We start from the raw sequence: 24772 nt of genomic DNA on the forward strand, positions 1-24772 counted from the left end.
GCCGACTCATGAACACCGTGAGAACCACCGACGAGGAACGCTCCGGCGCACGGAAGACCGCCGTCGTCACGGGCGCCGGATCCGGCATCGGCCGGGCGGTCGCCCTCGAACTGCTCGCCGCCGGCTGGTCGGTGGCCCTGGCCGGCCGCCGCCCCGAGCCCCTGGCGGAAACGGCCGCGGCGGCGCCGGCGGGCGGCGGCGCGACGCTCACCGTACGCGCCGACGTCTCACGCCCGGAGGATGTGGCGGCCCTGTTCGCCGCCGTGCGCGACCGCTTCGGGCGCCTTGACCTGCTGTTCAACAACGCCGGGACGTTCGGCCCCGGCGGCGTGCCGGTTGAGGAACTGCCCTACGAGGCGTGGCGGCACGTGGTGGACACCAACCTCAACGGGGCGTTCCTGTGCGCGCAGGCGGCGTACCGGCAGATGAAGGAGCAGGACCCTCGGGGCGGCCGGATCATCAACAACGGCTCGATCTCGGCGCACACGCCCCGTCCGCACTCGGTGGCGTACACGGCGACCAAGCACGCGCTGACGGGCCTGACCAAGTCACTGTCGCTGGACGGCCGTCCCTACGGCATCGCGGTCGGGCAGATCGACATCGGCAACGCGGCGACCGACATGACGGCCGGGATGCAGACCGGCGCGCTCCAGGCCGACGGGGAGACCGCACCCGAGCCCGTGATGGACGTCGCCGACGTGGCGCGGACGGTACGGCACATGGCCGAGCTGCCCCTGGAGGCCAACGTGCAGTTCGCGACGGTCATGGCGACGGCGATGCCGTACGTGGGGCGCGGCTGAGCGCGGCGTGCGCGAGCAGCCCATGATTCACACAATCGGAATTTAGACGTCCACGGTATTGCAGCCGGTGGCGGGCATATGCTCAACTCTCCTTCACCAGAGCTTCACACTTGGAGCGTTGGCCTTCCGTGACGCTCCGCAGGCCATGGCGAGGGGGGAGGCGGCAGCCGTTGTGCCGCACCGGCAGGGGGTGGATCCCGCGTGGCACCGCGGGATGCACGCCGGTGGGTGGAACGGCTGCCGCGTAGTTCTTCCGGCGGGTGCCGGGGAATGGCGGGTGCCGGGGGGTTACGCCTGGCCGGTCTCGAAGCGGGCGATCCGGCCGTCCTCGTCCACGGTGAAGTCCCACCGGGTCCGCATCTCGCCCCAGGTGTCGTTGCTGTAACGGGCGATGAGGGCGCGACCGCCGTTCGACTCGTTGTCGACCTCCAGGTGGCCGTGGGAGGAGAAGATCTCCTGGTCGATCCACTGGGCGAGGTCTCGGTCGGCCCCGTCGTCGGCCATGGTGGCCTCCGGCGCGAGCAGCGCGAGGAAGGCCTCGCGGTCGTGGGCGTTGACGGCGGCGACGAAGGCGCGGACGGCCGGGTCGCTGAGTCGCGTGGTCTGAATCGTCATGGCGGCAGCGTCACACCGGCTCCGCACCCCCGCCACCCGGTCCACCGGTCGGCCCGCCATCCGGCCCACCGCCACGCGCGCGCCACCGGGCCCACCACCCGAACGGCGCCCGCGGCGGGCTCGGAGGCCGCGCGCGGGCGACGGTGGGGGGACGAGCCGCCGCCGTCCGCGAAGGAGTCGACGTGAACTGTTATGACCGGCGTGATCTCGGGCTGCTGCTGCTCCGCCTGGGTACCGGCGGCGTCCTGGCCGCACACGGTGCGCAGAAGCTGCTCGGCTGGTTCGGCGGCGGGGGCATCGAGGGGACCGGCCAGGCCATGGAAGCCATGGGCTACGCGCCGGGCAGGGCCAGCGCCACCGCGGCGGGCCTCGCGGAGGCGGGCGGCGGGACCCTGCTGGCGCTGGGCCTGGCCACCCCGGCCGCGGGCGCGGCGGCGGCCGGCGCGATGGCGGGCGCCGCGGCGGTACACGCCCCGAACGGCTTCTTCGCCCAGGCCGGCGGCTTCGAGTACGCGGCCTCCCTCGGCCTGACGGCCGCGGGCCTCGCGGTCGCGGGACCCGGCCGCCTCTCGCTGGACCACGCGATCGGGCACGCGGTCAACCGGAACTGGATGGTCCCCGCCGCCCTCGCGGCGACGGCGGCGGCCACGACGGTGGTCGTGGGGGCACGGAACAAGCGGCTGCGGAGGGCCGCCGAGGGGCAGCAGGAGCCCCTGTTCGACTGACGTACCGGTCCGGGCGGTCCCGGCGGTCCGGCCGCCGTGGCAGGCTGCCCGGCATGAAGGACAACCCCGGCGGCGCGCCCGCCGACCCCTGGGACACCGTCGACGACCTGTGGAAGTGGCTGGAGGCGGACCAGCCCGTCGGCGGCAGGGAGGGCCTGCTGCTGCGCATGCTGAAGCTGTCGGAGGAGGTCGGCGAGGTCGCCGAGGCGGTGATCGGCGCGACCGGCCAGAACCCGCGCAAGGGCGTCACGCACACCTGGGAGGACGTGGAGGCGGAGCTGTGCGACGTCGTGATCACCGCGATGGTGGCCCTGCGGACGCTGACGCCCGAGGCCCGGGAGGTGTTCGGGCGGCAGCTGGCGCGGGTGGCGGGGCGGGACCGCCGGGCAACGGGCTGAGGTCCGCACCCGTGGACGGGTCTTGGTCACGGGTGCGGACCGGGGGGCGAGGCGGTCAGCCGGCGGCGCAGGACACCGAGGGCCAGGTCCAGTTGCCGTTGGCCTGGATGGTGGCGCCCCAGTTGTTGCCGCTGCCGTTCGACTTGGCGGTCAGCGTCTGCGCACTGGGATAACTCGCGTTGATGTTCCAGGTCGACAGAACCTTCGCCGGAGACGGCACGTTCATCGTCACCGTCCAGTCGTTGGACCCGCTGACCGAGACGTTCAGGTTGTACCGATCACCCCACTTCTGCCCGGCGGACAGCGTCGCGGTACAGGCCCCGCCACCGCCACCACCGCCGCCCCCGCCCCCGCCCCCGCCGTCGGGGGCGACCGCGCGGCCGGTCTGCGGCGAGATCATGCCGGAGCACAGTCCCTTGCCCGCCAGGGTCTGCGCGATGCGAGGGATGGCCGCGAGCGTGTTGGCCGGCCAGTCGTGCATGAGGATGACCTGGCCGTTGCCCAGCCGCGACACGGCCTGCACGATCGCGTCGGTACTGGCGTTGTTCCAGTCCTGCGAGTCGACGTCCCAGATCACCTCGGTCAGCCCGTACTTGGCCTCGACCGACCGGAGCGTCGCGTTGGTCTCGCCGTACGGCGGCCGGAACAGCTTGGGCGTCCCGCCACCGGCGTTGGCGACGGCCTGCTGGGTCCGGGAGATCTCGGAGTCCATCTGGGCCTGGCTGAGCTGGGTCATGTGCGGGTGGGTGTAGCTGTGGTTGGCGACCCACATGCCGGCGTCGACCTGGGCCCGTACCAGCGACGGGTTCTGAGCGGCGTACTGGCCCTGGTTGAACATGGTGGCCCGCAGCCCGTTCTGCTTGAGCGCGTTGAGCAGGGACTGGGTGGTGCCGGAGGGGCCGTCGTCGAAGGTGAGCCCGACGTAGCCGTTGCAGGCGGCGGCCTGCGAGGGGGCGGCGCCGGCGACGACGGTGCCCGCGGCGGCCAGCGCGGCGACGGCCACGCCGGTGACCAGGTTACGCAGGGGGCGCGATGACGTACGTGGTCTGGTGCGCATACGAGTGTTTCCTCCTCACTCCTGGTTCCTCGTTCCTCGTCACCGGGTGCGGTCAGCCGGCGGCGCAGGAGACCGAGGGCCAGGTCCAGTTGCCGTTGGCCTGGATGGTGGCGCCCCAGTTGTTGCCGCTGCCGTTCGACTTGGCGGTCAGCGTCTGCGCACTGGGATAACTCGCGTTGATGTTCCAGGTCGACAGAACCTTCGCGGGAGACGGCACGTTCATCGTCACCGTCCAGTCGTTGGACCCGCTGACGGAGACGTTGAGGTTGTACCGGTCGCCCCACTTCTGCCCGGCGGACACCGTGGCGGTGCAGCCCCCGCCACCGCCACCACCGCCACCGCCGTTGTCGCCGCCGCCACCCGTGCCACCGACGTTGATGTTGGAGTTGCCGCTGCTCTGGTAGCCCTCGGTGGCCATGATCATGTAGTAGCTGAAGCTGCCGAGCGGCATCCCGGCCCGCGCCCAGGCGTCGAAGTGGTTGCCGGTGGTGATGGTGCCGCCGGTCCGCTTCTGCTGCCGCACGCTCCAGTACTGGTCGAAGGTGCGGGTGCCCTCGACGGAGGGCTTGTTGACGCGGGTCGTCTTGTAGATGTCGTAGGTGCCGCCGTCGCTGGTGACGGTGCCCTTGTACTCGCCCGTGGGCCGGTAGGTGCCCCAGTTGTCGACGATGTAGTACTCGACGAGCGGGTTCGCCGTCCACCCGTAGAGGGTCAGGTAGGCGTTGCCGGACGGGTTGAAGCTGCCCGAGTACTGCACGGTCCTGCGCCCGCCGTTGCTCCAGCCCTTGCCCGCGACGAAGTTGCCGGTGTTGCTCCACGAGGTGCTGTACTGACCGCCGGACCCCATGTTCATGGAGACGGTGCCCTGGCTGTCGGTCCAGAACGAGTAGTAGTAGCCGTTGTTGGTGCCCTCCTGGTTGGTCGTGACGACCGTGTCGGCCTGGGCGGTGCCCGGCAGCATCAGCGCGGCCAGCGCGGCGAGCGCGACGGCCCACGCACCCCGGATGAGCAGCGTGACGGGACCGCGTCTGGGGCGCCCCGGTTGAACGAGCAGGTTCATGGGAGGTGTTCCTCTCCTGCGGGGTTCGGACAACGGCGCCAGTGTTGGCCTGTACCCGTCAAGCGTCAACACTTTCGGTAAATATTTCGAAACCTTCGAGATCGCACAGGATCCGGTACGGAGGGGTGAGTCGCAGCTCAGTAAGCAGGTCACCGGCAATCGCGCACACCGAACAAGGGCCGTTCGTCCACTGCACTGGAAAGGTAGGTACCTGCGTCCGAAAATTTCGAAGTCCCACTCCCTGGACAGCCGCAGCGTGGACTCACCTCCTCGGTACAGGCAGAGCACGACCGCACGACCGGGCACAGCCGCTCTCCGACGGCCGCGCCGAAGGCGTCGTGTCCAGCGGCAACTTCGGCCTGCCGGCCCAGTACCGCATCGACTGGGCCAGCACCAGGCCGCTCTCCCGCGTGAAGGAGGCCCTGCACGTGATGCGCACGTTCCTCGCACGTTCGCCAGGCCCGTCCAGGAGCGGCTGCCGCTGAAGCTCGGCGCGATGGGCGGCCCGAAGTCCTTCGAGGCGGCGGGCGAGTTGTCGGACGGCTGCCACCACGCCCTGAGTTACACCCGCGAGGCGTACGACTACGCGGTGCGGCACATCAGGGCGGGCGCGGAGCGGGCCGGCAAGGACTGGCGCGCGCTGGACATCGGGGCCTGGGTGGTCTTCGCAACGGGCCCCGACTCGGCGACGGCGAAGGAGGCGGCGCGCAGCATGGTCGGCATCTACGCCTCCTCCATGCCGGAGGAGCAACTGCGCCGCAACGGCGTCGACCCGGCGGAACTGAAGCCGGTCATCGACGCGATCGGCGCCGGCGACCTGGCCCGCGGCATCGAACTGACCTCCCCCGAGATCGCCGACCGCCGCTCCGTCGCGGGCACACCCGAGGAATGCCGCGAGAAGATCGAGCGCGACATCGCCCCCAGCGGCGTCAACCACATGATCTGCGCGATCACCGACCGCGCCCTGGTGAAGGCGTTCACGGGCCGGGACCTGCCGGACGCGGCCGACGTGAACACGCAGCTGCGGCTGATCGCGGAGCGGGTGATGCCGACCTTCGGATGACGGGGGGGGGCCGCGCCACTCTACGGCTGAGGTCCGACAACCCCGCCGGGTTCGGCGGGATCAGGGCCCGAGGTCGATGAGACGGACGGCTGCGGTCACCTCGTTCCGGCCTCACTCAGCCGCCGGTCCAGCTCCGGGTCGAGATCCGCCTGTTCGCTCGCGTTCGGGTCGTAGCCATTCCACTCGCGCAGGGCGGTGCGGGTCTGTTCGGCCCGCAGCGCTCGCTCCTCGGGGGTGAGCAATGTCTCGGCGAGGTGCGAGAGCTATCCCCGCAGGGACATACCTTCGGAGGAAGCTGTCCGGGCGAGCCTGTCTCGGGCCTCGAGGGGGATACGGACGTCGGCGTCGGACATGATGCCTCCTCGTTCCGGGCCGCCAGGCACCCCGGCCGCCAGGGCAGCCATCTCTTCGAGCGAAACGGATCCTTCGACGCCCTCGGACTCGGCCTCGTCGGCCAACTGGTTGAGCCAGGCATCGTGCTCGATCTCGTACACAGCCCAGACGGTCTTGCCCGGACCGTCGGGGCGCGGGTGCCAGCCCCAGCGGGTGGCGAGGCCGGCGACCAGGAGGAGGCCCCGGCCGGTTTCGGCGGCGCCGGGGGCGGGGTCGACGGCCACCGCTCCCGGCCGGGGCGGGACGCGTTCGGCACGCGTGTCGGTGACCTCCGCCAGGACGGTCGTGGAGCGGGCGTCGGCGTGCAGGTGGAGGCGGAAGTGGAAGTCCCGGCCGGGGACGTGGCCGTGTACGACGGCGTTCGCGGTCAGCTCCGCGACGATCAGCACGATCGCGTCGTGCGCGTCGGTGCCGTACGGGACGCCCCAGGCGTCGAGGCGGACGGCTGCCAGGCGGCGGGCGAGGCGGGCACCGCGCGGCGTGGAGGTGAAGCGCATCTCGAAGGTGCGCTGCGCCGTCGCTGCCGCCGATGCGCCCGGGCTGTCGATCAAGTGGTGCCTGAGGGCGATGTGTTGGGTGGGGCCGGGGGTGTCGGTGGGCTTGCTCGTCATGACTCCCACGGTCCCGTCGGTCGCGTAGCGTGACCAGTGGTGACGCACCGACGCGGGCCGCTGTACGCGCGGTGCCTCCCCGAGTACGAGGTGCGGGGCGTGACGGCGTTCCCTGCGGGGGCGTTGGGCCAGGGAGGCGGTGTTCGATGACGGAGCGTACGGGTTCGGGCGGCGAGGACGGCAACGGTGACGGGCGGCGCCCCGAGGACGGCGCCGGGAAGGGCGTCGTCGCCGCGTTCGGGCAGACCATGAAGACACTGCGGCTGCGGGAAGGCCTGGACCGGGGGGAGTTCGGCAGCCGGATCGGGTATTCGGCGTCCACGGTCGCGTCGTTCGAGCAGGGGCGGAGGATTCCGTCGCCGGGGACGATCGACCGGGCGGACGAGGTGTTGGGGGCGGGCGGGTTGCTGCGTTTGTGGAAGGAGGAGGTGGAGCGGGCTCAGTATCCGGTGTTCTTCCAGGGGATGGCGACGCTGGAGAAGGAGGCGGTTGAGCTCCTCTCTTACGACACCCTCGTGGTCAAGGGCCTGCTTCAGACCGAGGAGTACATGAGGGCGCTGCTGGGGATGCGACGACCGGTCCTGGACGCGGAGACCATCGAGCAGCGCGTGACGGCACGGTTGGCCCGTCAGGACATCTTCAACCGCTGGCCCGCACCACTGCTGAGCTTCGTGATGGATGAGTCGGTGTTGCGGCGTCCGTACGGTGGAGAGGCGGTCCTGCGCGGGCAGTTGGAGCACCTGCTGCTGATGGGGCAGAAGCCGAACGTGGTCATCCAGGTCATGCCGCTCTCCTGCGAGGAAAGCGCGGGTGTGGACGGGCCGTTCACGATCGTCACGCGCAAGGACGGAATGAGGTTCGTCTACGCCGAGGCCCAGGGCACCAGCGCTCTTCAGACCGACCCGGAACAGACCACTCTCGCCGCCGCCCGCTATGGGATCATCCGATCACAGACTCTCACCTCGCGAGAGTCACTGGAGTTCGTCGAAGGGTTGCTGGGATCGCTATGAACAACGCTGAGTCCTCGACCGCCGCGTCCGGCTTCGCCTGGTTCAAGAGCAGCTACAGCGGAGCCGAGGGCGGCGATTGTGTAGAGGTCGCGGCCGGTACGGCAGTTGTGCACGTCCGGGACTCCAAAGCCGCTGCCGGGCCCGTCGTCGCGGTGTCGCGTGACGCGTGGGCCGGGTTCGTCGGCTTGGCCTCCTCGGAGCGGCGCGTCTGATCCTCGTACGGTCACGAGAGCCCTGCCACTTCCCTTCGGACGGCGGGGCTCTCCCTTGTCACCAGCAGCACGGGTACGGCCAGTCCAAGGAGGCGTGGAAGCAGCTAGACAATGTTGCAGCTCACTGTGGTGCCCAGGGCTTCATCGGCAGGGTTGCCCGCAACTGCCATCGCGTCCTTCGCCACTTGTTGCCTGTACCCATGTGATGGATTGTCGGCCGGTGTTGGAGGAAATATGGCGAGAAGGATGCGTGAAGAGGCTTTCCGGGTGGAGCAGGAGCAGGGGCGCTATGCCCCCCATGTCCGTCCGATCAACGAGATGGTCGACGCCTTGCGCGATCAGGACGGGCGTGGCTGGATGCCGCAGGTCGCACCCTGGCACGGGGGAGCGGAGGCTCGCGTCTTGTCCATCCTTCGGGACCCGGGCCCCAAGACGCAGGAAGGCGCAGGCTCGGGATTCCTGTGTGTGGAAAACGATGACCCGACGGCGGAGCTCCAGGCCCAGATCTTCGAGGAGGCCGGGATAGCGCCGCGTGACGTCACTCCCTGGAACGCCTATCCCTGGTACATCAACCGCTCACCGAACGCGGCTGAGCTCCAGGCCGGTGCCGAGGTCCTGAAAGAGTTGCTGGGGCTGATGCCGAAGGCACAGGTCGTGCTCCTCCAGGGCAACGAAGCCCAAGACGTTTGGCGCCGCCTGCTCAAGGCACACCCCGAAGCCGTCCGTGACAGGACCCTGGAGGTGGTCAGCACCTACCACCCCGGACGGCAGGCTCTCTTCGTGCGAGACCCGGAGGAACGCGCCCGCCGCGCGCAGCATCGTATCGACTCCTACCAGAAGGTCGGTGATGCCCTCCGCAGCACAGGCGTGCTGCCGTAGAGGCCCTTCTTGGGGTCGCGGTCGCGGCGAGTGCCGACGTTACGACGCGCCACAACGTCGCAGGTCACCACCCGACCCCCTACGGAAGGGCAGCTGATCCGTCACTGAAAGCAACCCTCTGGACACTCACATTGTCCATACTATGGTTCACTTGAGTATGCTCAATCCGAGCAACTTCGAAAGGTGACCATGCCAGGCTTCGTAGGACGCACATCCGAGCTGGCCGCCCTCGACCGCCACCTCGACTGGGTGCGCAAGGGCCGGGGCGACCAGCGCGGCCGTGCTCTGCTCCTGCGCGGCCGGCGCCGTGTCGGGAAGTCACGGCTCGTGGACCTCTTCTGCGAGCGCGCCCAGGTGCCGTACGTCGTCCACCAGGCCACCCGAGGTGAGGACGCCCAGCGGGAACGGGCCCGCTTCCTCGACGAGGTCCGCCACTCCTCGCTGCCCGACACCGCTCTCCTCACCGGCGTCACCACGGTCGCCGAATGGGACACCGCTCTGCGCCAGCTCGCAGCCGTGCTTCCGAACGACTCCCCCAGTGTCGTCGTACTCGACGAGCTGCCATGGATGCTCGAAGGCGACCCGGTCCTGGAAGGCACCCTGCAGACCGTGTGGGACCGGGTGCTGAGCCGGAAGCCCGTGCTGCTCGTCCTCATCGGCAGCGACCTGGCGATGATGGAGCAGCTCTCCGCCTACGGCCGCCCCTTCCACCAGCGCGGGGTCGAGATGGTCCTCGCGCCCCTCTCCCCCGCCGAGGTCATGGCCATGACCGGACTGCCCGCCGCCGACGCCTTCGACGCGCACCTGATCACCGGTGGTCTGCCCCTCGTCTGCCAGGAGTGGCGGGAGGGCGAGAGCCGGACCGACTTCCTCTCCCGGGCCCTCGCCGACCCCACCTCGCCCCTCCTCGTGTCCGCCGAGCGGGCGCTGGCCGCCGAGTTCCCGGCTGCCCTCCAGGCCAGGCACGTGCTCTCCGTGATCGGTAGTGGCGAGCGGACCTTCGGGACGATCGCCGCGAAGGCCGGGGCAGCCGACCGGCCCCTCCCGCCCGGTTCCCTCACCCCGGCCCTGCGCACCCTCTTGGACAAGCGGCTGATCGCCGTCGACACCCCGCTCTCCGCCCGCCCCGGTGACCGTGACCGCCGTTACCGCGTCGCCGACCCCTACCTGCGTTTCTGGCTCGCCTTTCTGGAACAGGGGATCCCGGAGATCGAGCGCGGGCGCAGCCGGATCGTGGTCGAGACGGTCGAGCGCGGCTGGACCTCGTGGCGGGGGCGGGCGATCGAACCCGTCGTACGGGAGTCCCTGGCCCGGCTGCTGCCAGACGACACGTGGCCGCAGGTGAGAGAAGTGGGCGGCTGGTGGCCTCGTACGAACAATCCAGAGGTCGATCTCGTGGGCGCGGACCGGTATCCGGCGCGCGAGATCGGGTTCGTCGGCTCGGTCAAGTGGCACGAGCGCGGCTCCTTCGACCGCCGCGCCCTGGCCTCGCTGGCACGGGACGCCCTGGCCGTCCCCGGGGCCGACGAGGACACTCCCCTGGTCGCGGTGTCCCGCTCGGGGTTCACCGTGGACGGCCTGGCGGCGACGTACGGGCCCGGGCGGCTGATGGAGGCCTGGGCTTCCGCAACGTGAGTTTCCTCCCCGTGCCGGATCCGGCCGCTGGGAATCTCCCGTCCGTCAGGGCTGGTGGGTGACCTCGACGACCACGCTGATCTCGCCCGTGTTGTCGTCGAGGCAGCCCTCGGCGTCGTTGATCCGGAGCTGGACCAGGCCGTCGCCGCCCGCCTTGAAGGTCTTCGCCTCCCCGATGGCGAGGGCCGGTGCGTCCTCGGTGTCCGCCAGGCGGGTCACGAGGGTGCCGAAGGGGGCCTCGGGGACGACCTTGCACTGGGTAGCGAAGTCCAGCGTCCGGTCGGTCTGTGTGTCGTAGCCGGCCGGTCCGGTCATGGGCATGCTCTGCTGGTCGACCGTCCACGCGCCCTGCTGGAAGCTCACGGTGACGGTGTCGCCCTCGCGGACCACCGCGTTCTCGACCGGCTGCCAGCCCTCGTGGGCGCTCACGACCAGCTCGTAGGACGTCACCTGGGGCGCCCCGACGGGGGAGGCCAGGGGTGTCGCCGCCGGAGCGGGGGCCTCGGTCCTGCCCTGGGCCGCTCCCTGGGCCGACCCCTGCTCGTCGCCCTGGAAGGGGGCCACGCCCGCGAGGAGCAGCCCGCCGCCCACGAGGGCGACGAGCGCGGCTGCTCCGGTGAGTGTCCACGCCAGCCAGCGGGCGGCGCCTCCCTGGCGTGCCGGGGGCGGGGTGTACGTGGTGTCGGCGGTGTGCTCCCCCGTGCCCCCGAATCCGCCCGGGGGCGCGATTCTCGTGTCCCCCGCCCGGTCCGACGGCCCGGGAGCATGGCTGACGACAACGGTGACGGCGTCGGGCGCGACGCCGCTGCCGTCGGCCACGGGCAACGGGGCGAGGTCCGTCGTCTCCCCCGCCGCGACGTCCCGCAGGGCCTCCGCCACCTCGTCGGCGGTGGGGCGCTCGCCCGGCTCCTTGCGCAGCAGGGCCTCGACGACGGGGCGGAGCGCGCCGAGCCCTTCCGGAAGCGCCGGGTCCCCGTACACGACGGCGTGCATGGTCGCGGCGTACGCGGACCTGCGGAAGGGCGACTGCCCTCCGCAGACGGTGACCAGCGTGGCGCCGAGCGACCAGAGGTCGGACTCCGGCCCGCCCTCGTGTGCCAAGGCCCGTTCAGGTGCCATGTACTCGACGGAGCCGACGAGTTGGCCGGTGGACGTGAGCGGCTCGCCGTCGTCGAGGGCCGCGATGCCGAAGTCGGTCAGCACCGCGCTGCCGTCGGGGCGCAGCAGCACGTTGGCGGGTTTCACGTCGCGGTGCAGGGTCCCGGCGAGGTGGACGGCCTTGAGGGCGTCGAGGAGTTGGAGGCCGAGGCGTGCGGTGTGCGCCGGGGTGAGCGGCCCGGAACGGGCGACCCGAGCCGCGAGCGAGGGGCCCTGCACGAGCTCCATGACGATCCAGAGCCGGTCCTCGTACTCGACCAGGTCGTGCACGCCGACCACATGGGGATGCGGCACCCGGGCGACGGCGCGTGCCTCACGGACCGCGCGACGCATCCGTACCCGGTGGTCCTCGTCGGCCTCGGTGGCGAAGTGCAGTTCCTTGGCGGCGACCTGCCGGTCGAGGAGCTGGTCGTGAGCACGCCAGACGGTGCCCATGCCGCCCTTGCCGAGCACGTCGTGCAGCAGATAGCGGCCGGCGATCAGCCGCTCGGAGCCCTCGTCGGCCTGCTGATCAGGAACACCGGTCAGCACCGGTCTCTCACATCCCTCTCGCTACCACCAGCACCCGCAAAGACAGTGGCAACCATACCGACACCCGAGGGCACCGATTCCCAACCACCCCTGATGTGGGCGGCGTTGATCGGCGCCTCTCACGGCACGGAAAAGGGGCTGAGGAGCGTGGCCCGGCCGTGCTTCCATGGGCGCCATGGTGTCCTCCGACCGCTTGCTCGCCTTCGCGGCCATGTCGTTCCTGCTGATCGTGATCCCCGGACCCAGCGTGCTGTTCGTGATCGGCCGGGCGCTGGCCCAGGGGCGCCCGGCCGCGCTGACCACGGTCGTGGGGAACACGGTGGGCGCGTATGTGCTCGTCGTGGCCGTGGCGCTCGGGGTCGGGTCGATCGTGGAACGGTCCGTCCTCGTCTTCACGGCACTGAAGTTCGCCGGTGCCGCGTACCTGGTGTACCTGGGTGTCAGGGCGTGGCGGCAGCGCGGCTCACTGCGCGCCGCGGTCACGGCGGACACGGCGGACACGGCCACGCGGAACGGGGGCCTGCGCACGCTGTGGGAGGGGTTCGCTGTCGGTGTGGCCAACCCCAAGACCATGGTGTTCTTCGCCGCCGTACTGCCGCAGTTCGTGGACCGCGCCCAAGGACACGTGATGGTGCAGATGCTGGCGTTGGGGCTGGTCTTCAACCTCATCGCGGTGGCCTGCGACAGCGTGTGGGGACTGGCCGCGGCGACCGGACGCGACTGGTTCGCCCGCTCACCCCGGCGGCTCTCGCTGGTCGGCGGAGTCGGCGGGCTCACGATGATCGGTCTCGGCGTCACCGTCGCCGCCACGGGGCGCAAGGACTGAGCCGGTCAGCGGACGACTCCCTCAGGCGAGATCCCTCGTGGGGCTTCGGTCACCCGTTGGGCACCGGCACCGCTGGAGGCGGCAGACGAGTCGGGCTGTACGCCGGGTCTATCCGAGGCACCTTTCTGACCTACGCTTTCGTGGGCCGGATCGGTTGTGACCTGTTAGGTCGGGTTGCAGAGGCGATCGGAGGCAGTCTGAGGAAAACGCTCTCTGGTTTGGTCCGAGTCGGCTCAGGTCGGACGGTGTTGATGAGGAGATGAATCCTCTGAAGGTACTCGGAATCGACCTTGGTCGAGCCGCGACGGGGACGCCTGCCTCCAACAGCGGAGCCAGGCATACGAAGGGCTCCAGGATGTCCATCCTGGAGGCTTCGCTGGCACCGATTGGAGGTCGGTACCGGACACCACCCGCGGTTTTAGCGGGCCTGGGTGGCGTCTCTGTCCTTGCGGGACGGCTCCACAGTGCCATACAGCACTCACCAGACAGGTTCCCCCGGCGGCCATTTCACCCGAGCAAGCGGCTGGGCCTTCACCAGCTGCCTACGGCTGCAGCTGAGCTCATTCTGCTTGAGGACCTCACCGGCCGTTATGCGGCAGGCAGTTACAGCAGACCGAGTTCCAACGGCCGGACCGTGGTCCGGCTCGAGGACCGCCACGGTGTGGCTCGCTGCCCGGCGCAGGGCGCTGCATGTGGCTGAGCGTGCGGCGTACCGGGAGGCGCTGGAACGACTAGGACTTTCGCCATCAGGGACCACATCACCGGCATCGCCGGCCTGCCCGCAACAGCCTGACCCAGGCCGACGCCCGGGCCGGTCACACTCCAGCACGCTGTCAGGCACTCACGCACCCAACAACGTGACAGCGCCTGTCGAGAAGCTCCGACCGCAGCCACTGGCCGTAGGTGATGATCAAGCACGGCAGTAGCCTCATGGCGGGCAGCGAGCCAGCCGTTCTCCAGGACCACGTCCTCGTGGTCCCGTCAGCTGCTCCCAGGCCGGACGCAAGCCAAGGCCCACTTTTGGCACGACAAACGGAAGGAGCGCAGAATCCTGCTGCGGCGCTGCCGACCCGCATCGTTTCGGCAGACGGCGGCAGGGCGCCACTTCACAGAGGTTATGACCGCGGCGCGCTCCTACCTGCAGGGCGATCCGTGAGCAACGACCCGGGACATCGCCAGGCCTCGGGGCGGAAGGCGATCGGCTTGGACTCAGCCTTGCGGCGTCGCCGGGAGCCTTCCTTGCAGGGGTTCCCGGACCGGGTGCCGGTCCTGTGTATGGCGGACGCCGCCGACATCCGTGACAGCGACCCGACCGACCACCTCCCGGGCAATGAACATCTTGCGAGTCAGCGCCATCATGGCTATTCCCTCACGCGCAAGCGAACCTCATCACCGCGAAAACGTCGCCCACCGGTACCAGATGTCATGCTGGCCGGGAGTCCCAGAATCGGTTGAGTACCTCCGCGCCCCGATCAGGATCCTGGAGCATCCAGTAGTGGGTGAGGTTGTCCAGTTCCACTGCCTGTGCCCCGATTCGCATGGCCATATCCAGGTCCATCGCGGGCTGTGCCATCGGATCGCCGGTCGGGATCAGGACGAGCCCCGGCACCTGAGTGGGGCGGTCGAAGTCCTTGCCCCAGTCGGTGTAGAAGTTGGGCCAGGCCGAGCGGTAGAGCGTGAGGATGGCCGTGCTCATCTCTTCGTCGTGGACGGTGTCGACTTCCGTCGCCAGTTCGGCGCTCATCCCCCGGGGGCGGAGGAAGTCCCCGAAGCTGGGGCTGCCGGGGGTCTGGGTGCGCAGCGACGCGAGCAGCTCCTCGCCCTCCGGGGTCTTCTGGAAGAGGGTGGCAGCCTCATGCCACTGATAGTCGGGGTGCCAGCCGTGTGCGACGTCGGACACCCAGCTGCGTACCGGAACGTCGTAGGCGGAGACGATCCGCATCACCAGGTGTGCACCCCAGTCGTGGCCCACGAGGTCGACGGGCTCGCCGAAGGCGCGCAGTTCGTTCGCCAGCCAGTCGGCGTACGCCCCCTTGCCGTCCAGGTGAGCCGGGCGAGGGCTGCCGAATCCGGGCAGCCGCAGGGCCGTGGTGGGGCGGTCGATCCGCCCCCGGAGGTCGTTCCAGACGGAGGGCGTCTCCGGTACTCCATGGATGAACACAACGGCCATGACCGCTCCTGACGAAGTGAAGTGGATTGGTTATCGACTTAACCGTAGCATCAACCTGATAGGTTATCCGCATAGGTGTGCGAGGGAGGGGTCATGAGGTCGGATGCCGCACGCAACAGGCAGAGGATCTTCGATGAGGCCCGCGGCGCCGTCATCGGCGGGGAGATCGCGCTCACCCTCAACGAGCTCGCGCGCAGGGCGGGCGTGGGGGTCGGGACGGTCTACCGGGTCTTCCCCACGCAGCGGGCCATGCTGGAGTCCGTCCTGGAAGAGGCGGTCCGAGAGCTCATCGATGCGGCGGCCGCAGCCGGCGGAGACCCCGATCCCGCCAAGGCGCTCGTTGACTTCCTCCGCACGGCGCTCCTGACGGCCCTGGCGCAACCGGGCCTCACCGACGTTCTGATCACCGGGTCCGACGAGACGGACTCTCTGCACCAGGCCAAGGGAGAGCTGGTCGAAGTCACCTCCCACCTGCTCGCACGCATCCGCCCTGCCCCTGTCCTCACCGGCGAAAACCTGCTCAAGCTCCTGTGCGGCCTGATCCACGCCGTCAGCGAGCACCCGGCGGAGCGGCAGGGAGACGCGATCGACAACTACCTCGACATCCTCCGGGTCGGCCTCGCACCCACCCTCTGACGACAGGGGCTCTGGCGCGCGCTGGGCCCGAACTCGGACGTTGGGCCGCAGACCGCATCGTGCCGCTCGTCATGCAGCCCTCCTTGACGTGGACGCGAAGGCGCTTCGGAGCACGGCGGGCGTATCAGATGCCCGCTGGTCGCCGGTTGCCGCTCGGGCGCACGGACCGTTGGCACGCGCGCGAGCGGGGAAGATGGCGACTGTTCGTGAACATTGGCAACCGCGACCGCAAGGTGTGAGAGCCCGCTGTGGTGTCGCGTCCGTCCGGAACCGTGTCGCGGCCAGGCGTCTTCGCCGGTGGTTTCGATCAGCTCGATAGCCGGCCCATGGGCCAGACCGTCCAGGTACACGAAGCGTGTCTGCCCTGCGATGGTTGCCTCGAAGGTGACACGACCTGCCTCTCCCGTCGCTCGCAGCGCTTCGAGGAACTGGTCGATGCTTCCCACCACGTAGGCGAGGTGGTGGACGCCTTCACCGTGGAGGTCGAGGAACTCCGTGTACGGCGAGCGGCCATCGAGCGGCTGGATCAGTTCATCTCCGAAGATCCCGTCCTGATGAAGCCGTAACGGGCAGAGAAGCCAACCTTTTCCCCGTGAAGTTCGGCTGTGGAGAATGTCAGATCCGTTATCTGCTCTGTGTTGCCCCCCACCGTTTCTCGCAATCGGCGACGGCGCGGTCGAAGTCTTCCACGATGATGCCGACGTGAAAGAGAGGCAGAAGGCTGATGGGGCACGGGTATTCCCTCGGTTCGATGAACTGATCTGTTTCCGACCTGTCGTTCGCGCTGGTCGGTGGGGGGTCGGTGGCGGTGCTCCGCCCCGTGAGCCAACGCGACGAGGTTGTTCAGCGGTGTGGCGGCCTCAGCGCCGCGCACGGGCCGGGGGCACCGTGAACGCGGCTGGGCCGGGCTTCAGCTGCGCAGCGTTGATCTGCGTGAAGGTGTCGAGCCACGGCGCCCGGTCGCCACCGGTCGCGATGTCTTCAGCCGGGTTGTCCAGGGGCAGCTGGAGACGGGCGTTACTGATCCGGATTATTTGCTTGGAGGGGGTGTCGAGCCAATCGCCGGTCCGCACCGAGCCGATCTCCACGGCGAGGCGGTGGCCGGCCCGCAGGGTCCAGTCGGTCGACTTCAGGCCGATGTCCAGCCGGTCCCGGTCCAGCCGGGAGACTCGCTCGTCGAATGCGACAGCGTTGCCGTCCTCGTCCACGTCGTACAGCTTGACCATGACGTTCCCCTCACCCTTGGCCGTCATGGTGATTCGGGGCGTGCCGGTGACCCGGGTGGCCGTCTCAAGAGGTCCGGACCAGACGATGAAGCTCGCAGCGTCACGACCGGCTTCCTGTTCCGGGGGTGTCGGCTGCGAACCCGCTCCGCTGTCCATGTACGAGCCGTTGCCGAGACGGAGGTTCGCGGAGCGGTTCGCTGTGGGCCAGGACTTCTCCGCGCGCCAGTTGCCCAGGTTGTCCTGGACGGCGTAGTTCGAGTACTGGATCTTCGGGTCGATGCCCTTGAGGTGTTCGTCGAAGAAGGACAGTGTCTCCTTGAACCAGGTCGCGCGGCCCATCGCGAGCTTCCCGTCCTGTGTGCGCTCATTGCCGCGTACGTGGTCCCAGGGGCCGATCCAGGCCCGCTGGGGGCCGCGGTGATTGTCGAGGAACTCCTCCATCCCCACGGGCAGGGTGTTGGTCTCGGCGGTGCCTTGGGTGAAGAGAAGGGGAGTGGCGGTGTCCTTCGCGTTCCTGGCCGGGCTGCGGTCCTTCCAGTACGGGTCGGCCGGGTCACCGATGGAGGGACCGAAGGAGTTGAGCACCAGGCACTCGGGGTGCTTCTTCTCATACGCGGCGTTGGTCCGGTACCGCTTGTCCTCGTCCGGCAACTGGGCCAGGCCGGCAATGCGGTTGTAGCTGGTGGGCAACTGGACGCTGTTCGGGCGGGGCACGCCGTTGGAGTGGAGCTGCTGATACAGATCCCAGATGGGCTCCTGGGCGACGACGGCTTTCAGTGCGTCGTGTTTGACGTTGTTGCCGAGGAGACCGGTGTAGGCGTCGAAGGATTTTCCGTACATTCCCACCGCGCCTGTGGACCAGGGCTGTTTCGCGCTCCAGTCGATCGCGGCCTTGACGTCGGCCTGGTCTCCGGGCCCGCCGAGGTCGAGACAGCCGGTGGAGCCGCCGAAGCCGCGCGTGTCCACCATGACGAAGGCGTACCCCTTGTCGAACAGGTCGGTCCCCTCCAGGAGGTCCTGAAAGCGCTCCGAGGGGCCGGCGTGCTCCTCCTCGACCTCCATCTCCCCCGAGTGACCGAAGTACGCGCTGGCCGACATGATGACGGGCACCTTCGCACCCTCGGGGAGCTTCTCAGGAAGCAGAACGTCGGCGTGCAGCTCGGTCTTGGAGCCGTCCGAGGAGGGGAAGTAGTGCTGGGTCCAGCGCGCCCCCTCCGGCACCCGCTCGTTCTCCTCGTGCGTGACCGAATCGGTAGCAGTGGCGACGGTCGTCCTCCCGGTTCGGCCGCCGTCGGTTGCCGGGTCCGGCGCGGCGACGGTTGCCCCTGTGAGGCCGCAGGTCAGAGCGCAGGCCATGAGCAAGGCTGCGGCGGTGGCGGCTGGTCGTTTCCTCATGCGGCACTCCGGAGCTCGGGTAGGGGGGTGGGCTTGGAAAGGGATCACTGCGCTGCGCAGGTCGGCCTTGCACAGCGAGCGGCAAGGCCACCGCGCGGCGGGATCCTTCTGTCACTTAGTGACAATGTCACTAAGTGACAGACATTGCAAGTGGATGCACTCGAGTCCGGACCGAGGCGCGCACACTAGCTGGCACGCGACGTCACTTAATGTCAATATGGCACTGAGTGAGCGTGCTGGTGGAAGGGTGGCGAAAAGATGGCCGACGACGTGGTATCGACCGAACGCAGCCGTGGCGGGATGAGTGAGCAGCGCCGCCGTCGTGTACGTCTGGAGATCTCGCGGGAGGCGGCACGCCTGTTCTGGGCGCAGGGCGTCGACGGCACGAGCGGTGACCAGATCGCCGAGGCGGTGGGCCTGTCGACCCGCACCATCTGGCGTCATTTCCGAAGCAAGGAGAGCTGCGCGGAGCCGATCGTTGCGCAGAGCGTGGAGTGGGAACTGGCCACTCTGCGCAGTTGGCCGCTGCGCCGCTCTTTGGAGGAGCACTTCGCCACGGAGGCGAAACGGTTGGTCAGCGAGATCAGCCCTTCGGAGCAGGCCGATGCCGGGCTGGGCGTCAAGATGATTCGATTGGCCGAGACCGAACCGGCCCTGCGCACGGCCTGGCTGATGGCCTGCGACCAGGTGGAACACGAACTGGCCGCGGTCATCGCGACTCGCCTCGGACTCAAGCTCGACGACCTACAGGTACGTCTGCACGCCGCTGCCGCCGCGGCCGCCCTGCGAGTCATCAACGAGTATGTCGGAGCCGGCCTTCTGGACGGCACCGATCCGCGGAAGCTCGGTGACGAGAGCTTCGCCTTCATTGCGGACGCTGTCCGCACGGCCACCGGGGGCGCCGTGGGCGACCCGGTCCAGGTCGACGAGGCGCCCGCCGCGCCGGACGAGGGCGCCGCCGATCGACAGGAGTAAACGGTGCCCCCTGAGCGGCACACTCCGATGGGCTCAGCCACGGAGGCAGGAGGGGGCACGGCCGCTGCTGCACGTACTGTGTACGCCGCTCAACCGCCGATCTCCCAGGGCACGACAACGCCGTAGCGCCCATATGAACTCTGTGGCCCAGGGCGCTATTTCGGCCCATCCTCGCCGGAACCGTGGTGGCCAACGCGCTGCCCCGGAATACCGCCGAACTGGGGGCGAGCCAATCCCCGTACACCTGGGTGATCATCGCGGAGCTGCTGGCCATGACGGCCACCGTTCCGTCGTGGGGCAAGCTGTCAGAACCTGGTCCTCGCCGCGCAGAACGAGGTGCCCGGCCGACACTCTGGGCGCGACCTCCGTCCTGGCCTTCTCGCGCAGCATGGGCGGGACCGTGGGCACCAGCGTCCTGGGGGCGGTCCTCGCCCACCGCGTCGCCGCCGAACTGGCCGCCGGCCGCACGGCGGCAGGTGAGACGCCGGGAGGTGGGGCCGGGCATGATGTCCCCGACGCGACGACCCTGCCCGCCCCCGTGCGTGCGCTCGTGGAGAACGCCTATGGCATCGCCACCGCCGAACTCTTCCTCTGGGCCACCCCGTTCGCCCTGCTGGCGCTGATCGCCGTCCTGTTCATCGAGGAGAAGCCACTCAAGACGACCACCAGCATGGAGCGACTCGCCGAGGAGAGCGCCATCGCCGCCGGCGGCCGCGCCCTCCCGCCCCCTACAGACACACCCCGTGCCGACCTCGCCGAGGCGTCGACCAAAGGCAGTGGAGAGTGCCCAGGCGCCACCCGCCTGCTTGGTCGGCGACCGTCGCGACGCGCGTCGGGTCGGCCGTGATCGCGACGAGGTCGACCAGCGAGCCGGAGCCGCAGTGTCGAGTGTCAGGTCGACGCAGTGCGGAGCGGGAGCGGTGAGGCGCTGTGCGAGGCCGGGGCCGTAGGTGGTGGGAACGGCGCCGAGAGAGGTGGGGAGTGGTTGGGTTCGCTAGCTGTCCCTATCACGGTGGCACCTTGTGCTACAGCGATCTCGACTGCCGCGCTCCCCACGCCTCCCTCGATACCCTCGACGCCCTCGACGCCCTCGACGCCCTCGACGCCCTCGACGCCCTCGACGCCCTCGACGCCCTCGACGCCCTCGACGAGAAGGGTGCGCCCCGCAGATCGAGGTCGCGCAGTCCGGTTAGGCCGCGACGCACGAGGATGCGGTGGCCGGCGCCACGGTGACGGCGTGCAGCCGCTCAAGTTCTGCGGCGAGCCGGGCAGGCCCGTACTTGATCTGCCGCCGCAGCGCTTCCACCAGGTCGTCGATGCCCTCGCTGGTGCGCGTAGGGCTGGCAGGCGGTCGGGAGGAGGGGTCGAGCAGGCCGCCCTCGCCGTGTGTCCGCCATCGGGCATAGCATTTCGCCAGGCAGCGACGCGAGATCCCGGCTTCCGACGCGATGTGCGCGATGGGGCGTCCAGCGTCGACGCGTAGGAACAACCGGAGCCGCCCTTCCGGGGGGAGGGGCGCGTTCGCGTGCACAGTCATGACCCACCGCGCGCCGCAGCTCGTGCTGCGGCACACGGGCCTCCGTTCGTATCGAGCAGGATCATCGAGCAGCCCCGGAGTGGGACGGGCACGACGCGATCGGGCATCCAGACCTTGGACGTGCCCGCCTGGGATCAGGCCCCGGACAGCGCCTCCGTCGGGGGCAGCCGGGACGCCCGTACGGCGGGGTACAGGCCGGCCAGGGCCCCGATGGCGAGGGTGGCGAGCAGGCCGCCCGCCATCGCCCAGGCCGGGACGACTGCCGGCCAGCCCTGCGCGACGGCGTACGCGGTGGTGACGCCCACCCCGATGACGACTCCGGCGATCCCGCCGAGTCCTGCCAACAGCTGGGATTCCGCGAGGAATTGGGTGCGGATGTCGCCTCGCCGTGCGCCGAGGGCCCGGCGCAGGCCGATCTCGGCGCGGCGTTCCAGGACGGAGATGACCATGGTGTTGGCCACGCCGACCCCGCCGACAAGGAGCGCAACGCCGCCGAGGCCGAGCATCAGGCCCGTGAAGGCTTTGTCGGTGGCGCCCTTGGCGGCGAGGGCGTCCGAGGGGCGGCTGATGGTCACTTCGGTGGGAGCCTCGGGGTTGACGGTGGCGGCGAGGACGTCGCGTACGGACGTGACCGCGCTGTCTGTGGTGCGGACGTAGATTGTCGTGGGGTGTCCGTCGAAGTCCAGGTACCGCTTGGCGGCGTCCCAGCCGACGAGCGCGCTGTCGTTCAGCTCGGGTGCCAGGAGCGCCTCGTCGAGGATGCCGACCACACTGAACCACTGACCGCCGAGCCAGACCCGGGTGTCCGGGCCGACTTCCCCGATACCCAGGCGGTCGGCGGCGCCGCTGCCGAGTACGACGGCCGGGTATTTGGCGGTGGCGGCGTTGAGCCAGTTGCCGCGGGAGAGAGCGCCGCCGACGGTGTCCAGGAGGTCGAGGCGGGCGGCCTTGACGTTGATGCTGCCGGTCTCGGCGGCCGGGATGTGGTCGTTGCGATAGACGTACGCCGTCACCTTGCCGGTGCCGGTTGCGGACTCGACCGGGGCGATCCGGCCCGCCATGTCGATGGAACGCTCGGGGAGTTTGGCCTCGCCGCCGGTGAAGGTTCGGCCGGGGGACGCGGTGAGGAGGTTGGTGCCCAGGCGGTCGAGAGTGCGCTGCAGTTCGGCGTGGCTGGAGGTGGAGATGCCCACCACGCCGATCATCGCCGCGATGCCGATGGCGATGCCAAGCGCGGAGAGGAAGACCCGCAGCGGGCGGGCGCGCAGCCCAGAGGCGCCGACGCGTACGACGTCGCGGGTGCTCATGCGGGAGACCTTCAGCACGCGGACACCGCCTGAACGTCGCCCTGGGCGTTCTGGGCGGAGTCGTGCACGATGCGCCCGTCGCGAACGTGGACCTGGCGGGGCAGCGAGGCCGCGATCTCCCGGTCATGGGTGATGATCACGACGGTGGTGCCGTCGGCGTTCAGGGCGCGCAGCAGGTTCATCACGGTGGTGCCGGAGTGGGAGTCCAGGGCGCCGGTCGGCTCGTCCGCGAGGAGCAGGCTCGGCCCGCCGACCAGGGCGCGGGCGATCGCGACGCGCTGCTTCTCCCCGCCGGACAGCTCGTGCGGCCGGTGGTACACCCGGTGGCCCAGGCCGACTCGCTCCAGGGCGTTGCGGGCCGCGCGGCGGCGTTCCGCGAGCGGGATGCCCGCGTACAGCAGGCCCTCGGCGACGTTGTCGAGGGCCCGTACGCCCGCGGTGAGGTGGAAGTGCTGGAAGATGAAGCCGATGCTGAGCGCGCGCAGCGCGGACAGCTCCCGGTCGCCCAGGCCGGCGATGTCGTGGCCGTCGACGGTGACGGTGCCGCTGCTGGGCCGGTCCAGGCTGCCGATCATGTTGAGCAGGGTCGACTTGCCCGACCCGGAGGGCCCGACGATGGCGACCAGCTCGCCGCGGCGGATGTCGAGCGAGACGCCGTCGAGGGCGGTGACGCCGCCGGCGTACGAGCGGGTGATGTGGTCGAGGCGTACGACGTTGTGGTTCATCGCGGCACCCCGACCTTGTCGCCCGCCTTCAAGCCGGCGCCGGTGATCTCGACCCGGCCGTTCGCGAACATGCCGGTCTCCACCGCGACCGTGCTGCTGACGGAGCCCTTGACGACCTGGACGCCGTATCCGCCCTCCGACAGCGCGAGGAGCGCGGAGATGGGCACGGTCAGCACGTTCTTCTTCTCCGCGGAGGTGATCTCCACATCGACGGGCGCGCCGTCGTAGCTGCCGAGCTTTCCCCTGTCCTTCTTGTCGATCTGGACCGTGACCTTGATGACGGTCTTGCCGTCGCCCTCTCCCGGAGCGCCGTCCCCGCCTTCGGTGCTGGCGACCTTGCCGACGGAGGTGATGGTCCCGGCCGCGTGTGCACCGTCGGGCAGGACGACGGTGACCTTGTCGCCACGGCGGACGAGTTTCTGCTTCTTCGCGTCGAGGTCGATGGCGACAAGCCGGCTGGTGCCGGTGTACGTCAGCACGGGTGAGCCGGGCTGGAGTATCTGGCCCTTCTTCACCTCCTGGCCGGTGACGCGTATCTCACCGTCGGCAACGACCAGGTCCGCGGGCTTGACCGTGCCCGTCTGTGGCACTCCGAGGTGCTTCTGCCAGCGCTTGACGGCCGCCGCGGTCTGGTCAGAGTACTCCTCGTCGGCGGTGAAGCCGGTGTAACCGAGGGCGGCCAGGACCCGTTCCACCTCGGCGACGTCGGGGCCTTTCGTGCCGGCGCGTAGTTCGCGGTAGAGAGGTGTGTCGCCGTAGATGAGGGGGATGGGCCGACCGTCGGCCTTGAGCGCGTTCTGGCCCTGCTTGATGGTGGCACCGAGCTTCGGCAGCCAGATCACGGTGCCCGACGCGCCGCTGGTCAGGGGCTGCTTGTCGCCGTAGCCGAGGCTGCCGGTGACGGTGTCCTGCTGGGCGAGGTCGGAGCGGGTCACCAGTGCGGTCGCCGGCGGCAGACCGCTGCCCTTTTCGGACTTCTTGCCGTTGCCGCCGCCGAAGCCGTACGCCGCCACGCCGGCCCCGCTGAGGACGACCGCGAGGGCGATCAGCGCGGCGGTGGTACGGGCACGGCGGCGACGCGGTGGGGCGTACCGCGGGCCGTCTGGTGACCTGCCCGCCGAGGCCCCTGACGGATCCTTTACCGGGTCCGGTTGAGAGGGAAACCGGTGCATCCGGGTCGTCTCGTCGCCGGTGGATTCGGGTGTGTGCGTCATGTCGGTCTCGCCTGTCACCGCTGGGCCGCGGGGTTGACGTCCTTGCACTTCTCGGCGGCCGCCTGCAGCTTGTCCATGTTCGCGTCCTGGTCGAGCGGCATGCCGCCTGTCTCCGGGTCGGGATCCGGGGCGTCATAGCCGTTGGCCCGCAGGCACTTGACGTATTCGCGCGCCTGCTCAAGCTGCTTCGCGTCAGGTTTCGGTGCCTGCTGCATGTCCTGCGCGGTGGGCGCGAACTCCTTGCACGCCGCGAGCGCGGCCTGCACCTCCTCCGGCGACGCGGTCTGCGTGGGCGCGTCCTCGCCGGCCTTCCCGCTCCCCGGCGCCACGCCCCGCTCGGCCAGGCAGGCGTTGTACTTCTTGGTCTTCTCCGCGGGCGTGAGTTGCTGCCCGCCCCACTTCTTGTCGCCGCCGGCCGACGCGACGTCGTCGTTCCCGCCGGTGCCGCCCCCGCAGGCGGCCAGGCTCAGGCTCAGCAGCGGTATGGCTGCCAGCAGCCCCCAGTTGGTGCGTGAAACGGTACGCATGCGCTCGGCAGTCCCTTCTGTGCCGGGTCTCTCCCGGCGTCGGGGACCAGTAGAGGCGGGGCCCGGTATCCCCTCCGTAACCGCGGG

The 24772-nt window shown here is 69.9% G+C and carries 25 protein-coding genes and 3 pseudogenes; 13 read left to right on the forward strand and 15 right to left on the reverse strand.

What is annotated here, in order from left to right:
* Positions 1–8 precede the first annotated feature (8 nt).
* Positions 9–800: an SDR family oxidoreductase gene (locus tag ACGH7X_RS11580; RefSeq protein WP_399884357.1), complete on the forward strand. Its 792-nt coding sequence runs from the start codon at positions 9–11 to the stop codon at positions 798–800.
* A 288-nt stretch (positions 801–1088) separates the two neighbouring features.
* On the opposite strand, the gene ACGH7X_RS11585 is transcribed toward ACGH7X_RS11580, so the two are convergent.
* Positions 1089–1415: a nuclear transport factor 2 family protein gene (locus ACGH7X_RS11585; RefSeq protein ID WP_399884359.1), complete on the reverse strand. Its 327-nt coding sequence runs from the start codon at positions 1413–1415 to the stop codon at positions 1089–1091.
* Between the two features lie 182 nt (positions 1416–1597).
* Here ACGH7X_RS11585 and ACGH7X_RS11590 point away from each other — a divergent pair, with 182 nt between their 5' ends.
* Positions 1598–2140, forward strand: coding sequence for a DoxX family protein (locus ACGH7X_RS11590; protein WP_399884360.1), 543 nt, complete (start codon positions 1598–1600; stop codon positions 2138–2140).
* Between the two features lie 53 nt (positions 2141–2193).
* The gene (locus ACGH7X_RS11595; RefSeq protein WP_399884362.1) at positions 2194–2538 is read left to right on the forward strand and encodes a MazG-like family protein; all 345 of its coding nucleotides are present in this window, start codon (positions 2194–2196) and stop codon (positions 2536–2538) included.
* Positions 2539–2593: 55 nt separating this feature from the next.
* On the opposite strand, the gene ACGH7X_RS11600 is transcribed toward ACGH7X_RS11595, so the two are convergent.
* Positions 2594–3595 (reverse strand): polysaccharide deacetylase family protein, encoded by a 1002-nt coding sequence (locus ACGH7X_RS11600; protein WP_399884364.1) that lies wholly within the window; start codon positions 3593–3595, stop codon positions 2594–2596.
* A 52-nt stretch (positions 3596–3647) separates the two neighbouring features.
* Entirely contained in the window at positions 3648–4655 is a 1008-nt protein-coding gene (locus ACGH7X_RS11605; RefSeq protein ID WP_399884366.1) for a glycoside hydrolase family 11 protein, read from the reverse strand.
* A gap of 311 nt (positions 4656–4966) precedes the next feature.
* On the opposite strand from ACGH7X_RS11605, the pseudogene ACGH7X_RS11610 reads away from it, so the two are divergent.
* Positions 4967–5718, forward strand: a pseudogene (locus ACGH7X_RS11610) (LLM class flavin-dependent oxidoreductase); the annotation flags it as partial.
* 95 nt (positions 5719–5813) lie between these two features.
* Here the strand turns inward: ACGH7X_RS11610 and ACGH7X_RS11615 are convergent.
* Together ACGH7X_RS11615 and ACGH7X_RS11620 are read right to left on the reverse strand one after the other, a co-directional pair.
* The gene (locus ACGH7X_RS11615; RefSeq protein ID WP_399884368.1) at positions 5814–5960 is read right to left on the reverse strand and encodes a hypothetical protein; all 147 of its coding nucleotides are present in this window, start codon (positions 5958–5960) and stop codon (positions 5814–5816) included.
* 21 nt (positions 5961–5981) lie between these two features.
* Entirely contained in the window at positions 5982–6722 is a 741-nt protein-coding gene (locus ACGH7X_RS11620; RefSeq protein WP_399884370.1) for an ATP-binding protein, read from the reverse strand.
* A 146-nt stretch (positions 6723–6868) separates the two neighbouring features.
* On the opposite strand from ACGH7X_RS11620, the gene ACGH7X_RS11625 reads away from it, so the two are divergent.
* From ACGH7X_RS11625 to ACGH7X_RS11640, 4 genes are all read left to right on the forward strand, one after another.
* Complete coding sequence (locus tag ACGH7X_RS11625) at positions 6869–7732, forward strand: helix-turn-helix domain-containing protein (RefSeq protein ID WP_399884372.1); 864 nt, start codon at positions 6869–6871, stop codon at positions 7730–7732.
* Positions 7729–7944, forward strand: coding sequence for a DUF397 domain-containing protein (locus ACGH7X_RS11630; protein WP_399884374.1), 216 nt, complete (start codon positions 7729–7731; stop codon positions 7942–7944). Before ACGH7X_RS11625 ends, ACGH7X_RS11630 begins: the two co-directional genes overlap by 4 nt.
* A 267-nt stretch (positions 7945–8211) precedes the next feature.
* Entirely contained in the window at positions 8212–8823 is a 612-nt protein-coding gene (locus ACGH7X_RS11635; protein WP_399884376.1) for a uracil-DNA glycosylase, read from the forward strand.
* 189 nt (positions 8824–9012) lie between these two features.
* Positions 9013–10458: an ATP-binding protein gene (locus ACGH7X_RS11640; protein ID WP_399884378.1), complete on the forward strand. Its 1446-nt coding sequence runs from the start codon at positions 9013–9015 to the stop codon at positions 10456–10458.
* A gap of 45 nt (positions 10459–10503) precedes the next feature.
* On the opposite strand, the gene ACGH7X_RS11645 is transcribed toward ACGH7X_RS11640, so the two are convergent.
* Positions 10504–12147, reverse strand: coding sequence for a serine/threonine-protein kinase (locus ACGH7X_RS11645; RefSeq protein WP_399884380.1), 1644 nt, complete (start codon positions 12145–12147; stop codon positions 10504–10506).
* A 175-nt stretch (positions 12148–12322) separates the two neighbouring features.
* On the opposite strand from ACGH7X_RS11645, the gene ACGH7X_RS11650 reads away from it, so the two are divergent.
* The gene (locus tag ACGH7X_RS11650) at positions 12323–12973 is read left to right on the forward strand and encodes a LysE family translocator (RefSeq protein ID WP_399884382.1); all 651 of its coding nucleotides are present in this window, start codon (positions 12323–12325) and stop codon (positions 12971–12973) included.
* Positions 12974–14396: 1423 nt separating this feature from the next.
* On the opposite strand, the gene ACGH7X_RS11655 is transcribed toward ACGH7X_RS11650, so the two are convergent.
* Complete coding sequence (locus ACGH7X_RS11655; protein WP_399884384.1) at positions 14397–15143, reverse strand: alpha/beta fold hydrolase; 747 nt, start codon at positions 15141–15143, stop codon at positions 14397–14399.
* 93 nt (positions 15144–15236) lie between these two features.
* Here ACGH7X_RS11655 and ACGH7X_RS11660 point away from each other — a divergent pair, with 93 nt between their 5' ends.
* Complete coding sequence (locus ACGH7X_RS11660) at positions 15237–15779, forward strand: TetR/AcrR family transcriptional regulator (RefSeq protein WP_399884386.1); 543 nt, start codon at positions 15237–15239, stop codon at positions 15777–15779.
* Here the strand turns inward: ACGH7X_RS11660 and ACGH7X_RS11665 are convergent.
* Both ACGH7X_RS11665 and ACGH7X_RS11670 read right to left on the reverse strand, forming a co-directional pair.
* Complete coding sequence (locus ACGH7X_RS11665) at positions 15737–16540, reverse strand: VOC family protein (protein WP_399896944.1); 804 nt, start codon at positions 16538–16540, stop codon at positions 15737–15739. The genes ACGH7X_RS11660 and ACGH7X_RS11665 overlap by 43 nt on opposite strands.
* A gap of 99 nt (positions 16541–16639) precedes the next feature.
* Entirely contained in the window at positions 16640–18400 is a 1761-nt protein-coding gene (locus ACGH7X_RS11670) for a CocE/NonD family hydrolase (RefSeq protein ID WP_399884388.1), read from the reverse strand.
* A gap of 258 nt (positions 18401–18658) precedes the next feature.
* Here ACGH7X_RS11670 and ACGH7X_RS11675 point away from each other — a divergent pair, with 258 nt between their 5' ends.
* Together ACGH7X_RS11675 and ACGH7X_RS11680 are read left to right on the forward strand one after the other, a co-directional pair.
* Positions 18659–19375, forward strand: coding sequence for a TetR/AcrR family transcriptional regulator (locus ACGH7X_RS11675; protein WP_399884390.1), 717 nt, complete (start codon positions 18659–18661; stop codon positions 19373–19375).
* A gap of 294 nt (positions 19376–19669) precedes the next feature.
* Positions 19670–20222 (forward strand): annotated as a pseudogene (locus ACGH7X_RS11680) (MFS transporter); the annotation flags it as partial.
* Here ACGH7X_RS11680 and ACGH7X_RS11685 read toward each other — a convergent pair.
* Positions 20161–20452: pseudogene (locus ACGH7X_RS11685) on the reverse strand (NADP-dependent oxidoreductase); the annotation flags it as partial. The pseudogenes ACGH7X_RS11680 and ACGH7X_RS11685 sit on opposite strands and share 62 nt — an antisense overlap.
* On the opposite strand from ACGH7X_RS11685, the gene ACGH7X_RS11690 reads away from it, so the two are divergent.
* Positions 20396–20608 carry a hypothetical protein gene (locus ACGH7X_RS11690; protein ID WP_399897760.1) on the forward strand — a complete coding sequence of 71 codons (213 nt, stop codon included), beginning with the start codon at positions 20396–20398 and terminating at the stop codon, positions 20606–20608. The pseudogene ACGH7X_RS11685 and the gene ACGH7X_RS11690 sit on opposite strands and share 57 nt — an antisense overlap.
* On the opposite strand, the gene ACGH7X_RS11695 is transcribed toward ACGH7X_RS11690, so the two are convergent.
* From ACGH7X_RS11695 to ACGH7X_RS11715, 5 genes are all read right to left on the reverse strand, one after another.
* Positions 20565–20912, reverse strand: a complete 348-nt coding sequence (locus ACGH7X_RS11695; RefSeq protein WP_399884392.1) for a helix-turn-helix domain-containing protein — start codon at positions 20910–20912, stop codon at positions 20565–20567. The genes ACGH7X_RS11690 and ACGH7X_RS11695 overlap by 44 nt on opposite strands.
* A gap of 134 nt (positions 20913–21046) precedes the next feature.
* Positions 21047–22219: an ABC transporter permease gene (locus tag ACGH7X_RS11700; RefSeq protein WP_031045464.1), complete on the reverse strand. Its 1173-nt coding sequence runs from the start codon at positions 22217–22219 to the stop codon at positions 21047–21049.
* 11 nt (positions 22220–22230) lie between these two features.
* Positions 22231–22944 (reverse strand): ABC transporter ATP-binding protein, encoded by a 714-nt coding sequence (locus ACGH7X_RS11705; protein ID WP_143638261.1) that lies wholly within the window; start codon positions 22942–22944, stop codon positions 22231–22233.
* Positions 22941–24158 carry an efflux RND transporter periplasmic adaptor subunit gene (locus ACGH7X_RS11710; RefSeq protein ID WP_399884395.1) on the reverse strand — a complete coding sequence of 406 codons (1218 nt, stop codon included), beginning with the start codon at positions 24156–24158 and terminating at the stop codon, positions 22941–22943. Before ACGH7X_RS11710 ends, ACGH7X_RS11705 begins: the two co-directional genes overlap by 4 nt.
* A gap of 14 nt (positions 24159–24172) precedes the next feature.
* Positions 24173–24685, reverse strand: a complete 513-nt coding sequence (locus ACGH7X_RS11715) for a hypothetical protein (RefSeq protein WP_399884397.1) — start codon at positions 24683–24685, stop codon at positions 24173–24175.
* Positions 24686–24772 lie beyond the last annotated feature (87 nt).

Source organism: Streptomyces sp. BBFR51 (assembly GCF_044591655.1).
Classification (GTDB): domain Bacteria; phylum Actinomycetota; class Actinomycetes; order Streptomycetales; family Streptomycetaceae; genus Streptomyces.